Here is a 13,158-nt window from a genome sequence, read left to right as displayed (position 1 = left end):
GTTCAACGCTCAACGGGCTCGCGGGGTTCCCGCCGGACGCCTTCGGCGAGACTTTCCGTCAGTTCCCGTACGCCGGTGGCGCCACCCGCGTCGAGCGCCTTCACGAAGGCCGAGCCGACGATCACCGCGTCCGCGTACTTCGCGATGGCCGCCGCCTGATCCCCGTTGGAGACGCCGAGGCCGACGCCGACCGGCAGATCGGTCGTTGCCTTCGTCCGGCTCACCAGCGGCGCGGCCAGATCGGACGTCTGGTCGCGAGCGCCTGTGACACCCATCACCGCGGTCGCGTAGACGAAGCCCCGGCAGTTCGCCGTGGTCATCGCGATCCGCTGATCCGTCGACGATGGCGAGACGAGAAACACCTTGTCCAGCTCATGCTTGTCGGCCGCCGCGATCCACTCGGCCCCCTCATCGGGGACCAGGTCGGGCGTGATCAGCCCCGCTCCCCCGGCCGCCGCGAAATCGGCGGCGAACCGGTCCACGCCGTACCGCTCGACCGGATTCCAGTACGTCATCACGAGCACCGGTACGTCGGAGTACGCGGCGAGCTTCTCGACCGTGGCGAGCACGTCGCGGGTCCGCAGGCCGCCGGCCCGGGCGATCTCGGCGGCGCGCTGGATCGTCACCCCGTCCATCACCGGGTCGCTGTACGGCAGGCCGATCTCGAGTACGTCGGCGCCACCGTCGACAAGCGCCTTGATCGCGTCGATACCGCCGTCGATAGTCGGGTACCCGGCCGGCAGGTAGCCGACGAGCGCGGCCCGGCCCTCGTCGTTGGCCTTGCGGATCGCCGCTCCAGCGTTGCCCAAGGCAACTAGGTCGCTCATGCCTTGCCGTTCCCGTCGATCAGGCCGAACCATTCGCCGGCCGTGTCCATGTCCTTGTCACCACGGCCCGACAGGCAGACCAGGACGGTCGCGTCGGGGCCGAGCTCCTTGACGATCTCGAGCGTGCCCGCGATCGCGTGCGCCGACTCGATCGCCGGGATGATGCCCTCGGTCCGGGCGAGCAGCCGGAACGACTCCATCGCGTCCGCGTCCGACACCGGCCGGTACGACGCTCGCCCGGTCTCCGCCAGCCACGAGTGCTCGGGACCGACGCCCGGGTAGTCGAGCCCGGCCGAGATCGAATGCGACTCGATGGTCTGCCCGTCGTCGTCCTGCAACAGGTAGGACCGGGCGCCATGCAGTACGCCGATCTGCCCGGCCGTGATCGTGGCTGCGTGCCGACCGGTCTCGTACCCGTCGCCACCCGCCTCGATGCCGTACAGCTTCACATCAGCGTCGGGCACAAATGCCGCGAACAGTCCGATCGCGTTCGAACCCCCACCGACGCAGGCGACCGCCGCGTCGGGCAGCCGGCCGAGCAGCTCGAGCGATTGCGCCCGAGCCTCGTCGCCGATGCCCCGGACGAAGTCGCGGACCATCGCGGGGAACGGGTGACCGCCGGCCGCAGTACCGAGGAGGTAGTGGGTGTTGTCGACGCTGGAGACCCAGTCGCGCAGGGCCTCGTTGATCGCGTCCTTCAGCGTGCGGCTACCGGTCTTGACCGGGATCACCTCGGCGCCGAGCAGCTTCATCCGGGCGACGTTCAGGGCCTGCCGCTCGGTGTCGACCTCGCCCATGTAGACGACGCACTCGAGGTCCAGGTAGGCACACGCGGTCGCGGTGGCGACGCCGTGCTGGCCGGCGCCGGTCTCGGCGATGACGCGGGTCTTGCCCATCCGCTTGGTGAGCAGCGCCTGGCCGAGCACGTTGCGGATCTTGTGCGCGCCGGTGTGATTGAGGTCCTCGCGCTTGAGCAGGATCCGGGCTCCGGCGACTTCCGAGAGCCGGGTCGCGTCGTACAGCAGGCTCGGCACGCCGGCGTACTCGCGCAGCATCCGCTCGAACTCACCGGTGAACTCCGGATCGGCCATTGCTTCCTGCCAGGCCACCGTCAGCTCGTCGAGCGGCCCGATCAGGGCCTCCGGCATGAACCTGCCGCCGAAGCGGCCGAAGTGCCCGAGCTGGTCAGGCAGCACAGCAGTCATTGCAAGCCTCCAGAGAAGAGTTTCCCCTGCTGAGGCAGGGGAAACTCTGACGTCTAGTGACGCTGCTGGATGGCGGGGTGCGATCCCGCAGCGACGAGATCGGCGACCGAGGCCCGCGGATCGCGGCCGGTCACCAGGGTTTCACCGACGAGGACGACATCGGCCCCGGCGCGCGCGAACTCGATTACATCATGCGGACCACGCACACCGGACTCCGCCACCCGGATCAGGTTGGTCGGGATCACCGGCGCGACCCGCGCGAAGGTCGAGCGGTCCACCTCCAGCGTCTTCAGGTTGCGGTTGTTGACGCCGATCACCTGGGCCCCCGCGTCCACCGCACGCAGGGTCTCCTCCTCGTCGTGCACCTCGACCAGCGGGGTCAGCCCGATCGACGTGGCCCGCTCGATCAGCGAGACCAGCGCCTCCTGCTCGAGCGCCGCCACGATCAGCAGGATCATGTCGGCACCCGCCGCGCGGGCCTCCCACAGCTGGTACGAGGAGACCACGAAGTCCTTGCGCAGCACCGGTACGTCGACCCGCCCGCGGACCGCGCGCAGATCGTCGAGGCTGCCGCCGAACCGGCGCTTCTCGGTCAGCACGCTGATCGCGGCGGCGCCGCCCTCCGCGTACTCGGACGCGAGCGCGGCCGGGTCGGCGATGTCGGCCAGCGCGCCCTTGGACGGGCTGGACCGCTTCACCTCGGCGATGATCGCGATCCCGTCGCCGCGGAACACCGGCATCGGGTCCTTGGCGTCCGGCTTGCGCTGGGCCTCCTGCTTGAGGTCGTCCAGGCTGACCAGCGCCTGGCGCTCCGCGAGGTCCTCCCGGACCCCGGCGAGAATGTCGTCAAGCACAGTCATGTCTGTTTCCGCCCGTCAGTGGTGGTCGTCGGACTTGACACCGAAGCCGAGCAGCTGCATCACCTTGCCGACCAGGCCGCCGGCGACGGCGATCCCGGCCGAGATCCAGAACAACAGCCAGTTCGGCCCCATCACCATCGCGATGGCTCCGAGCGTGAATCCCACCAGCACGATCACCACGGCGGTCCAGGCCGCCGGGGAGCTGCCGTGCAGGCCGCCCGCGTGAGCTTCGTCGCTCTCGTAGGTCACCGCTTGATCCGTCGTCGTATTGTCCATCGTTGGGCCACTCCTCGTCGTCGTCCCGTCCTATTGTGGCGGTTGCCTCCGACAGTCAGACCGTCGGGTCCTCACCTGCGTCGATCGCCTTCCACTGATCGGCCGGAGTGACGGCCGGATCACGCTCGTACCTCAGCGTGGGACGGCGCCATCGATGCGCCGTCGACACGGCAACGATGCCCGCCGCCAGCAGCGCGATACCGCCTGCCAGGGCCAGCCAGGGCGCCGGGCCGGTGCTCAAGGTCACCGAGTCCGTCACCGCTTGGCTGAGCTCGGGCCGGAGCCTGCCGAGCTCCGCTGCATTCGGGCGGACCTGCAGGGCCACTCCGATGGCTCCAGCGCCCATGAAGACGATGAGGCCGGACAGCACCCGGCGTAGCGCAGTACCGGCGAGCTTGGTGATGATCACGGCCACTGCTGAGGCCAGTGCCAGCGTCACGGGCGCGCGGGTCACGGCGTACCCGTTGAAGTGCACTACCGCTCTGCCACTGCCCGGGTCGGCGATCGACCAGGTCAGGTACGCCGAGAGCGCCAGCAGCACGAGTGCCACCAGGGCCAGCAGGTCAACCAGTCTTTGCGGGCGCATCAGACCTCGGAGAAGGTGCCGGCGACTGCGATTGCGTTCAGGACCGCGGCGGCCTTGGTCCGGCACTCTGCGTCCTCCGAGGCAGGGTCCGAGTCGGCGACGATGCCCGCGCCTGCCTGGACGTACGCCGTCGTGCCGCGGAGGACCGCAGTGCGGATGGCGATCGCCGTGTCGGCGTCACCGGCGAAGTCGAGGTAGCCGACCACGCCGCCGTAGACGCCGCGGCGGGTGACCTCGAGCTTGTCGATGATCTCCATCGCGCGCGGTTTGGGTGCCCCCGACAACGTTCCGGCCGGGAAGGCCGCCGTGAGCGCGTCGAAAGCGGTCTTGCCCGCCTGCAAGTGTCCGGTGACGGTCGATTCGAGGTGCATGACGTGGCTGTAGCGGCGGACGTCCATGAAGTCGACCACCTCGACCGTGCCCGGCGCGCAGACCCGGCCGACATCATTGCGGCCCAGGTCGACGAGCATCAGGTGCTCGGCGCGCTCCTTGGCGTCCGCGCGCAGCTCGTCCTCCAGCGCCCGGTCCTCCTCCGGCGTCGCGCCGCGGGGGCGGGTGCCCGCGATCGGGTGCAGGATCACCTTGTTGTCGGTGACCTTCACCAGCGCCTCGGGGCTGGAGCCGACGATGTCGAAGCCATCGAGGCGCACGAGGTACATGTACGGGCTCGGGTTGGACCTTCTGAGCACGCGGTAGATGTCGAGGGCGCTCGCCGACGTCTGCAGTTCGAATCGCTGCGAGACGACGATCTGGAACGCCTCCCCCGCCCGGATCTCCTCCTTGGCGGTCTCCACGGCCTCCCGGTACTCCGCGCTGGACCGCTGCCGGTGCGGGTCGGGCAGCGCCTTGCGGTCCGCCCTGACGACGTACGACGGGGTCGGCTGCGCCAGGTCGCGCTCCATCGCGTCGAGCCGGCGGACGGCATCTGCATACGACTCGTCGACGCGCTCGTCCGAGTCGTCCCAGTTGACCGCGTTCGCGATCAGCCAGATCTCGCCGGTCTCGTGGTCGAGCGCTGCCAGATCGGTGGCGAAGAGGAAAGTCAGCTCGGGCAGGCCGAGGTCGTCGATCGTTGTGTCCGGCAACTTCTCCAGCCGGCGCACGGCGTCGTACCCGAGGAAGCCGACCATGCCGCCGGTCAACGGGGGCAGATCGGGCAGCCGCGGCGTGTGCAGGATCTCCAGCGTCTCGCGGAGCGCCTGCAGCGGGTCACCGGTCTGCGGCAGGCCGACCGGCGGGTTGCCGCTCCAGACCGCCTCGCCGTTGCGCTCGGTCAGCGTGGCGGCGCTGCGGACGCCGATGAACGAGTACCGCGACCAGACGCCGCCGTTCTCCGCCGACTCCAGGAGGAACGTGCCCTCGCGCTCGGCGGCGAGCTTGCCGTAGACGCCGATGGGAGTCTCCGCGTCGGCGAGCAGCCTGCGCGTCACCGGGATCACCCGGCGGTCCTTCGTGTACTCGCGGAAGGTCTCCAGGTCCGGAGAGTTCATGCCTTGACCTCGATCTCACCGTGCTCGAAGCAGCTGCGGGTACCTGTGTGGCAGGCGGGGCCTTCCTGGTCGACCAGGACGAGCAGGGTGTCGGCGTCGCAATCCACGAGGATCTGCTTCACGTGCTGCCGGTGGCCACTCGTCTCGCCCTTGACCCAGTACTCCTGCCGGCTGCGCGACCAGAAGGTACTCCGGCCGGTCGCGGCGGTCCGGCGTACGGCCTCGGCGTTCATCCAGCCGACCATCAGCACCTCGCGGGTGTCGTACTGCTGCACCACCGCGGGGATCAGGCCCGCCGCGTCGAAGGTGAGTTCCTCGGTGTCCACGTGTCCATTGTCTCGCACCATGCGGGGCACCGTGACCGCGCCCTGCTCAGCCCGTGCGAGCTGCGGGCAATCCTGACAGGATGGCGCAATGACCTCCAGTGTTGCCCGGGTGCAGGGACTGTTGCAGGACCATCCGCTGGTCGACGGCCACAACGATCTCCCGATCGCCTTCTACGAGCTGGCCGAGTACGACCTCGACAAGTACGACCTGAGCATCTCGGTGCCGAAGCTGCACACCGACCTCCCCCGGCTGCGGCTCGGGCAGGTGGCGGCGCAGTTCTGGTCGTTGTGGGTGCCGCAGGACGCGGACTCGGTACGCCGTACGTTCGAGCAGATCGACTTTGTGCACCGACTGGTCGCGCGGTTCCCGGAGGCGCTGCAGCTCGCCGTCACCGCTGACGATGTCGACGCTTGTTTCAAGGAGCGCCGGATCGCTTCCCTGATGGGGATGGAGGGCGGCCACTCGATCGGTGAGTCGCTCGGCGTCCTGCGGGTGATGCGCTCGCTCGGCGTGCGGTACATGACGCTGACCCACAACAACAACGTCTCCTGGGCCGACTCGGCGACCGACGAGCCGGTGCTCGGTGGGTTGAACTCGTTCGGTGAGGACGTCGTCCGCGAGATGAACCGGATCGGCATGCTGGTCGACCTCTCGCACGTCTCGGCCGACACGATGCGGCACGCGCTCCGCGTGACGAGCGCTCCGGTGATCTTCAGCCACTCGTCGGCCCGCGCGGTCTGCGACGTACCGCGGAACGTGCCCGACGACGTCCTGCAGACGCTTGCCGGCAACGATGGCGTCTGCATGGTGACGTTCGTCCCGTACTTCGTATCGCAGGCGTACGTCGACTGGGTGGCCGGCGCCCGCGAGGTGGCCGGTTCGCTCGACCTCGATCCGTTGGTGCCGGCTCAGCAGAAGAAGCTCAAAGAGGCGTACGACGTGCCGAAGCCCCGGATCACGCTCGAGGACGTGGTGGCACACGTCGAGCACGTCCGCGAGGTGGCCGGCGTCGACCATATCGGGCTGGGCGGCGACTACGACGGCTGCCCGGAGTTCCCGGACGGGTTGCCGGATGTGGCGTCGTATCCGTCGCTGTTCTACGCCCTGGCCGACCGTGGCTGGAGCGACGAGGACCTGGCAAAGCTTGCCGGCGGCAACATTCTTCGGGTGCTTCGCGCCAGCGACGAGGCCGCCGCCGTCTAGCTGTTGCGGACCTGGTCGCGGGTTTGGGCGAGTGGGGTGAACCCGGCGGATTCGTAGGTGGAGACCGCGCCGACGTTGAAGCAGGGCGTCGAGACGACTGCGCTCGACGCTCCGAGCTCGCGGAGGGCTGCGGCCGCCGCGAGGGTGATCGCTTGGCCGTAACCGCGGCCGCGGTAATCGCGGTGGACACCCATCGGCTCGAGCAGGCCGGGCTTGCCTTCGCCGGCTGACCACACGGTCACGCCCGCGACGGCGGTGCCCTGGGCGTCGCGGCCGAGCAGGCAGCGGGCGGTCGCGTACGGCGTACCGGCTGCCATTGCGTGCCAGCGGTCGTCGGTGAAGGTTGAGCCGTCGAACGAGGCCCGCTGGATCGCTGTGCGCTCGGCAGCGCTGTCCGGTCCGACTGTCTCGATGGTGAGGCCGCCGTCCTCGACCGGCTCGGCGAGGTCGCGCCGCAGCGGCTGCCAGGGCTCGTCCAGGGTCCAGCCGTCTTTGGTGAGGAGTTCCTGGATCACGCCTGCGGTCGGCGCTTCGAAGTACACCTTGCCCTCGATCAGCACGCCGCGCCCGGGATCGGAACAGTCATCGACGATCCGGCGGGCCAGCTCCTCGTCGTCGAGCGCTTCCGGCGCGAACGCGAGGCGCAGCAGATCAGGCTCGTCCAGCATCCCGATCGCGACCCGCTCGCCGTCCCGCTCCCACACGCGCACAGCCGCCGCCGTGCGCTCGACGCCGAACCGCCAGTACCACCCGAGATCCCCCGGGTGCAGCTGAAAGACCCCACCGTCGCTCTGCCACTCCGCCAGCTTCGCCGCCACACCCGCAAGCCCGGCCACCTCGGGCGTCCCCAACCAGATCGTCATACCGCCCATCCCACACCACCCAACCGACAGAACGCATCCGACTTTCCCTGCGGTGCGGACTTTGTGCTCCAGCTGAGCAAATCGGACCGGTTGTTTTGCTCAGCTGGAGCACAAAGTCGGCTTTTCCACAGGCTGCGGAAGGCGAGGGTGCGGCGGGTGGGCGGTGGCGGGGAGGATCTTGGGGTGGAGAGGCTTCTGGAGGAGGTGCGGGATGGCCTGCGGGCGGCGTTCGACGAGCCGTTGCGCCATGGGCAACTCCGGGAGCTCGGCCTGCGCGATCACGACATACAACGCCTGATCCGCAATGGCAGCCTGCAGCGAGTCCACGGGAGGTATCTCGCCGGGGGACTCGATGGGCGACTGGCTGAGATCCGTTGTGCGTTGGCCGCGCATCCGCGGTCGGTCGTCAGCCACCACACGGCAGCCGAGCTGAACAACCTGCGCGTGTGGAGCAGCAGCGCCGCCGACATACCGGTATCCACCGCCGCTGTCTGGCTCACCTGCGAACCAGGCCCGAACCGGCGCAACCAGAAACGCGACAACCTCGTACTACGCCGCGCCGGCTTGCCACCCGCCGACCGGCGAACCCTCAGCGGCCTGCCGGTCACCTCCATCGCACGAACCACCGTCGACCTCGCCCGCGAGCTACCCCTGCCCGAAGCAATCGTCACAGTCGACCACGCACTCGCCGTCGCGGTCCGTCGCGAAGAACTCGAGCTGGTACTACGGCGCCAACGGCGCTGGCCCGGTATCCGGAGAGCGCAGCGCGCCATCGCGTTCGGCGACCCCCGATCGGAGTCGGCCCTGGAGTCGATCGCGCGAGCTGTCTTCGAGGAAGCCGGGCTTCCGGCGCCGGTCCTGCAGGCGCAGTTCTGGGACGGTCAGTGGTGGGGCGAGGAGCGGGTGGACTTCTGGTGGCCGCAGTTCCGGACGATCGCCGAGGCGGATGGCCTGGCGAAGTTCGAGGCACCGACGGTCAAGCAGCGCCGGCGGGTCCTCCGGCGTGCCTTCGAGCGCGACCAGCGGCTCGCCGATCGCGATCTGGAGCTGGTCCATTTCGGCTGGGAGGACGCGGTACTGCGTCCAGACGAACTCGCCGAGCGCCTGAAAGCCGCTTTCGCCCGCGGCACCCGGCGTACCGGCCCCACGCCCACCTGGCGGACCACCGACCCCCACGACCCCCACCACTGGCCGCGCCCCCAGGCCATCCCCGACCTCGACGCCACGGGATGACCACTTTGTGCTCCACCTGAGCGAATCAGCCGGCGCCAGATGCTCAGGTCAAGCACAAGGTCGTCTGTTGACGGCTGTTTGGGGATCGATCGAAGGGGCACGGGGCGGGTTCACCGCAATCGATGCTAGGAGAGCAAGTGCTTACCCTGACTGAGAACGCCACTCTGGTGATCAAGAGCATCACGGGCGTCGAGGGCGCTCCTGAGGGTGCCGGGGTCCGGATCTCGCAGGAGAACCCGGCCGACCCCGCGCTGGCCGTGACCACGACCGAGTCGCCGGCCCAGGGCGACCAGGTAGTCGAGGAGAGCGGGGCCCGAGTCTTCCTGGAGCCCAACGCGGCGGCCGCACTAGACGACAAGATCCTCGACGCGGCGGTAGACGACAAGGGCGGCGTCGAGTTCCTCCTCGTCCCCCAGCCGGGCGCCGGCCGCGAAAACGGCAGTGCGCCTGCGCACTAACTACCTCGTTCTTCGCTTGAAACAGCATCGCGAGCAGTCGGCTGCGCCGACTGCTCGCGATGCTGTTGTTGGAGGTGGACGCAGGAGCCGCCGGTGGTGGGTCGTGAGGCCGAGCTGGCGTGGATGGCGGGGCCGACCTGGGTGGCGGGGCTAGAGGGCTGAGCGTTGGGCTATCCAGCTGTCGTGGAGGTTGGTGTAGACGCCGCCGGCAACCACCAACTCGGCGTGGGGGCCTCGTTCTACTACTCGGCCGTCGTCGAAGACGAGGATTTCGTCGGCGGCTTCGGCGGTGGAGAGGCGGTGGGCGATGGTGACTGAGGTTCGGCCGGTCATCAGGCGTTCCAGGGCGGCGTTGACTCGGACTTCGGTGCCGGGGTCTACGGCTGAGGTTGCTTCGTCCAGGACCAGGAGGTCCGGGTCGGCGATGTTGGCTCGGACGAGGGCTACCAGCTGGCGTTCGCCGGCTGAGAGGGATTCGCCGCGTTGGCCGACTGGGGAGTCGAGGCCGTCGGGCAGGGATTCCAGCCAGTCGGTGAGGCCTAGCGACTCGAAGGCGTCCAGCAGTTGGGCGTCGGTGACCTCGGGGCGGCCGAAGCGGACGTTCTCGGCCAGGGACGAGTCGAACAGATAACCGTCCTGCGGCACCATCACCACCCGCTCACGCAAAGACGCGAACGCGATCTCACGCGCGTTCACCCCGTCGAGCAGTACCGCGCCCGACGTCGGATCCATCAACCGCGTGAGCAGCTTGGCGAACGTCGTCTTGCCCGACCCGGTCTCGCCGACCACCGCCACCCGGCGATGCGGCTCGATCCGGACGTCGACATCACGAAGTACCAGCTCCCCGTCGGGATAGGCGAAGTTCACATCGCGGAACTCAACCGTCACCGGACCACGCTCCTGATGCACACCGTCCTCACCCGGATCGACCACATCAGCTGGCGTCGCGATCACGCCGAGCACCCGGCGCCAGCCGGCGAAGGCGCTCTGCGCGTCGGTCAGCACCTGGGTCGCGATCTGCACCGGGTCGGAGAACAACGCGACCAGGAACATGAACGCCAGGATCTCGCCCAGCGTCGCGTGACCGTCCACCCCGAGCAGCACCCCTGCGGTCAGTACGCCGGCATTCGCCAGCCCCGCCGCCAGGCCACCGATCGAGAACGTGATCCCGGTGATCGCCTGCGCCTTGGTCGCCGTCTTGCGGTAGTCCTCGATCGACGCGTCGATCCGCTCCTGCGTGCGCTTCTCGATCGCATACGCACGGACGACCTGCGCCCCGACCACCGGCTCCGCGATCGCGGACAGCATCTCGCCGACCTTCGCCCGGACCACGCCGTACGCCGCGGACATCAACCGCTGCAGGAACTTCAGGCTGGCGAACAACGGCACGAAGCAGATCAGCACGACCAGCGCCAACTGCCATGAGTACACGAACATCACCACGGTCGCGAGCAGCATCTGCCCGATGCTGACCAGGAAGATGAACCCGCCGAACTGCAGGAACTGCGACACCGTGTCCACATCGGACGTCACCCGGCTGACCAGCGCACCCCGGCGCTCGGTGCTCTGCGTCAGTACCGGCAGGTCGTGCACGTGCCGGAACGCCTTGATCCGCATCGTCGCCAGCCCGCGCTCGGAGTTCGTCGCGAGCCGCACCGTCGTCAGGTACGACGCGAACGCCGTCACCAGCACGCCGCCGAAACACGCCACGCACATCCACGCCACGAACGACATGTCCGGCCCACCGGGACCCGACAACCCCTTGTCGATGGTCTGCTGCACAGCGATCGGTACGACGATCCGCCCGCCGGTCATCGTCAGCGCGAGCAACCCCGTGATCCACCAGCCACGCGCCAGCTCCGGCGACACCCGCAGCCCCTGGCGAAGCGTCTCCAGGCCGCCCGCGTTGTCGCCGGCATCGAGTCGGCTGGACGATACGGCGCTCACGCGGACGCTCCTTCGGAGTCGAGATCATCAAGTTCTGCTTCGAGCGCGGCCTCTTCCTCACGCCGCGCCGCATCCTTCTCGTACGCGTCCACCAGGTCCCGGTACGCCGCCGAGCGCTCCTGCAGCTCGACATGCGTCCCCTGGTCGACGATCCGCCCTTCGTCCAGGAACAGCACCTCGTCGGCCAGCGAGATCGTCGCCTTGCGATAGGCGATCACCAACACCGTCGTCGCCGCTTCGGCACCCTGTACTGCGGTCCGCAACCCCGCGAGAATCCGTGCCTCGACCTGCGGATCAACCGCACTGGTCGCGTCGTCGAGGATCAGCAAGCGCGGCCGCCGGACCAGAGCCCGGGCCAGCGCGATCCGCTGCCGCTGCCCACCGGACAATGTCGTCCCGCGCTCCCCCACCTTCGTGTCGAGCCCGTGCGGCAAGGACTTCACAAAGCCGTCGCCCTGCGCGATCCGCAACGCGTCCCAGACGTCCTCGTCGGAGTACTCCCCGCCGAGCGTGATGTTGCCTCGGATCGTGTCGTCGAACAGCCAAGCGGTCTGCGCGACCAGCGCCACGGACCCGGCCAGCTCGTCGCGAGCCAGCTCCCGCAAGTCCAGCCCGTCGACTACGACCGATCCCTCCTCGGGATCGACCAGCCGAGTGAGCAGCGTCGTCATCGTCGACTTCCCGGACCCCGTAGGCCCGACGACAGCCACCGTCCGCCCGGGCTCGACCACGAAGTCGACCCCGGCGAGCACGTCGCGATCGGGGAGATACCCGAAGCGCACGTCGGTCACCTCGAGCCGGGCCGCCGACGCCGCTGTGAGCTTCAGCGAGCCGTACTCCATCCCGCCCTCAGCCGTGAGCACGCGCTGCACTCGATCCCACCCGACGACCGACCGCGGCAGCTCACCAAGCACCCAACCCAACGCCCGGATCGGGAAGCCGATCAGCGTGAACAGGAACGCCACCTGCACCACATCACCCGCATCGGCCGCGCCCGAGCGAACCCGCCCGACCCCGACCAGCAGCACCGCCAGTACGCCGACCCGCGGCAACCCTTCGATCACCGGGTCGAACGCGCCGCGTGCCCTGTTGACCGCGATGTTCGCGTCGCGCAAAGCGTTGGTCGGCCCGCGGAAGCGCTCGGTCTCGGCCGCCTCGCGACCCAGCGTCTTGACCACCAGGGCACCGTCGAAGGACTCGTGCGCGACCTCGGAAACGTCGGCGCGAAGCTCTTGGGCGCGGGTGGCGAGCGGCTGCAGAGTGCGCTGGAAGATCACGTTCGCGACGAAGACGAGCGGGAAGACCAGGCAGCCGACGAGCGCGAGCCAGACGTCCGCGGCGAACATCGCGGCGATGGCGAAGCCGAGCATCGCGATCACCCCGACCGCCATCGGCAGCGGGGCGATCGGGTACCAGGTCGACTCGACGTCCGCGTTCGCGTTGGACAGCAGCTGGCCGGTCGGGTGCTTGTGGTGCCACTCCAGCGGCAGCTTCAGGTACTGCCGGGTGACCCGGCGCCGGTACGTCGCCTGCAGCCGGTACTGCATCACGCCGGCCCCGATCCGCCGGCCGACCACGCCGATGGCCCGCAGGATCGCGATCCCGAGGAACAACGCGATCAGCGAGGCGACGGCGCCGAAGGTGGTGTCGCCCCGCTCCAGCGCCGGCCGGATCACGTGGTCGGTCGCCCAGCCCAGCCCCCAGCCGTCGGCGACCGTCATCGCGCCGTACAGCGCGCTCGCGGCCACCGACCAGGTGAAGACCCACGGCTCTTCCCAGATCGCCACTCGCAGGACCGCGAACCCTCGCCGGGTCACGCTCCCCTTGCTGGGAACCTTCGGCTGTGGCACGCAAACATCCTTAGGACGACACTGTCAGGACCG

The 13,158-nt window shown here is 69.1% G+C and carries 13 protein-coding genes; 3 read left to right on the top strand and 10 right to left on the bottom strand.

Annotation, left to right across the window (positions count from 1 at the left end; all coding sequences use genetic code 11):
• Window positions 1-2 precede the first annotated feature (2 nt).
• From trpA to hisI, 7 genes are read right to left on the bottom strand one after another with little or no spacing between them, the layout of a single operon-like run.
• Window positions 3-827: a tryptophan synthase subunit alpha gene (trpA, locus tag OHA70_RS28800; protein WP_328322810.1), complete on the bottom strand. Its 825-nt coding sequence runs from the start codon at window positions 825-827 to the stop codon at window positions 3-5.
• Window positions 824-2,032 (bottom strand): tryptophan synthase subunit beta, encoded by a 1,209-nt coding sequence (gene trpB / locus OHA70_RS28795; protein WP_328322809.1) that lies wholly within the window; start codon window positions 2,030-2,032, stop codon window positions 824-826. The genes trpA and trpB overlap by 4 nt, the downstream gene beginning before the upstream one ends.
• Before the next feature lie 53 nt (window positions 2,033-2,085).
• On the bottom strand, window positions 2,086-2,892 hold the full coding sequence (trpC, locus tag OHA70_RS28790; RefSeq protein WP_328322808.1) for an indole-3-glycerol phosphate synthase TrpC: 807 nt from the start codon (window positions 2,890-2,892) through the stop codon (window positions 2,086-2,088).
• Between the two features lie 15 nt (window positions 2,893-2,907).
• Window positions 2,908-3,168: an HGxxPAAW family protein gene (locus tag OHA70_RS28785; RefSeq protein ID WP_328322807.1), complete on the bottom strand. Its 261-nt coding sequence runs from the start codon at window positions 3,166-3,168 to the stop codon at window positions 2,908-2,910.
• Between the two features lie 55 nt (window positions 3,169-3,223).
• Window positions 3,224-3,754 carry a Trp biosynthesis-associated membrane protein gene (locus OHA70_RS28780; protein ID WP_328322806.1) on the bottom strand — a complete coding sequence of 177 codons (531 nt, stop codon included), beginning with the start codon at window positions 3,752-3,754 and terminating at the stop codon, window positions 3,224-3,226.
• Window positions 3,754-5,244, bottom strand: coding sequence for an anthranilate synthase component I (locus OHA70_RS28775; RefSeq protein WP_328322805.1), 1,491 nt, complete (start codon window positions 5,242-5,244; stop codon window positions 3,754-3,756). The genes OHA70_RS28780 and OHA70_RS28775 overlap by 1 nt, the downstream gene beginning before the upstream one ends.
• A complete protein-coding gene (gene hisI / locus OHA70_RS28770; RefSeq protein ID WP_328322804.1) occupies window positions 5,241-5,591 on the bottom strand; it encodes a phosphoribosyl-AMP cyclohydrolase in 351 nt (116 codons plus the stop codon). The genes OHA70_RS28775 and hisI overlap by 4 nt, the downstream gene beginning before the upstream one ends.
• 67 nt (window positions 5,592-5,658) lie before the next feature.
• Between hisI and OHA70_RS28765 the strand changes: the two genes are divergently transcribed.
• On the top strand, window positions 5,659-6,774 hold the full coding sequence (locus OHA70_RS28765; RefSeq protein WP_328322803.1) for a dipeptidase: 1,116 nt from the start codon (window positions 5,659-5,661) through the stop codon (window positions 6,772-6,774).
• Here the strand turns inward: OHA70_RS28765 and OHA70_RS28760 are convergent.
• Window positions 6,771-7,637 carry a GNAT family N-acetyltransferase gene (locus OHA70_RS28760; protein WP_328322802.1) on the bottom strand — a complete coding sequence of 289 codons (867 nt, stop codon included), beginning with the start codon at window positions 7,635-7,637 and terminating at the stop codon, window positions 6,771-6,773. The two genes, OHA70_RS28765 and OHA70_RS28760, sit on opposite strands and share 4 nt — an antisense overlap.
• Window positions 7,638-7,820: 183 nt before the next feature.
• On the opposite strand from OHA70_RS28760, the gene OHA70_RS28755 reads away from it, so the two are divergent.
• Entirely contained in the window at window positions 7,821-8,870 is a 1,050-nt protein-coding gene (locus tag OHA70_RS28755) for a hypothetical protein (protein ID WP_328322801.1), read from the top strand.
• Between the two features lie 137 nt (window positions 8,871-9,007).
• Window positions 9,008-9,328: a Fe-S cluster assembly protein HesB gene (locus OHA70_RS28750; RefSeq protein WP_328322800.1), complete on the top strand. Its 321-nt coding sequence runs from the start codon at window positions 9,008-9,010 to the stop codon at window positions 9,326-9,328.
• Window positions 9,329-9,478: 150 nt separating this feature from the next.
• Here OHA70_RS28750 and OHA70_RS28745 read toward each other — a convergent pair whose 3' ends face one another.
• Together OHA70_RS28745 and OHA70_RS28740 are read right to left on the bottom strand one after the other, a co-directional pair.
• On the bottom strand, window positions 9,479-11,275 hold the full coding sequence (locus OHA70_RS28745; protein ID WP_328322799.1) for an ABC transporter ATP-binding protein: 1,797 nt from the start codon (window positions 11,273-11,275) through the stop codon (window positions 9,479-9,481).
• A complete protein-coding gene (locus OHA70_RS28740; RefSeq protein ID WP_328322798.1) occupies window positions 11,272-13,125 on the bottom strand; it encodes an ABC transporter ATP-binding protein in 1,854 nt (617 codons plus the stop codon). The genes OHA70_RS28745 and OHA70_RS28740 overlap by 4 nt, the downstream gene beginning before the upstream one ends.
• Window positions 13,126-13,158 lie beyond the last annotated feature (33 nt).

This window comes from Kribbella sp. NBC_00382, from assembly GCF_036067295.1.
In the GTDB taxonomy this organism is placed as follows: Bacteria; Actinomycetota; Actinomycetes; order Propionibacteriales; family Kribbellaceae; genus Kribbella.
The sequence above is the reverse complement of the archived record's forward strand: the minus strand, read 5'-3'. Positions and strand labels throughout refer to the sequence as shown.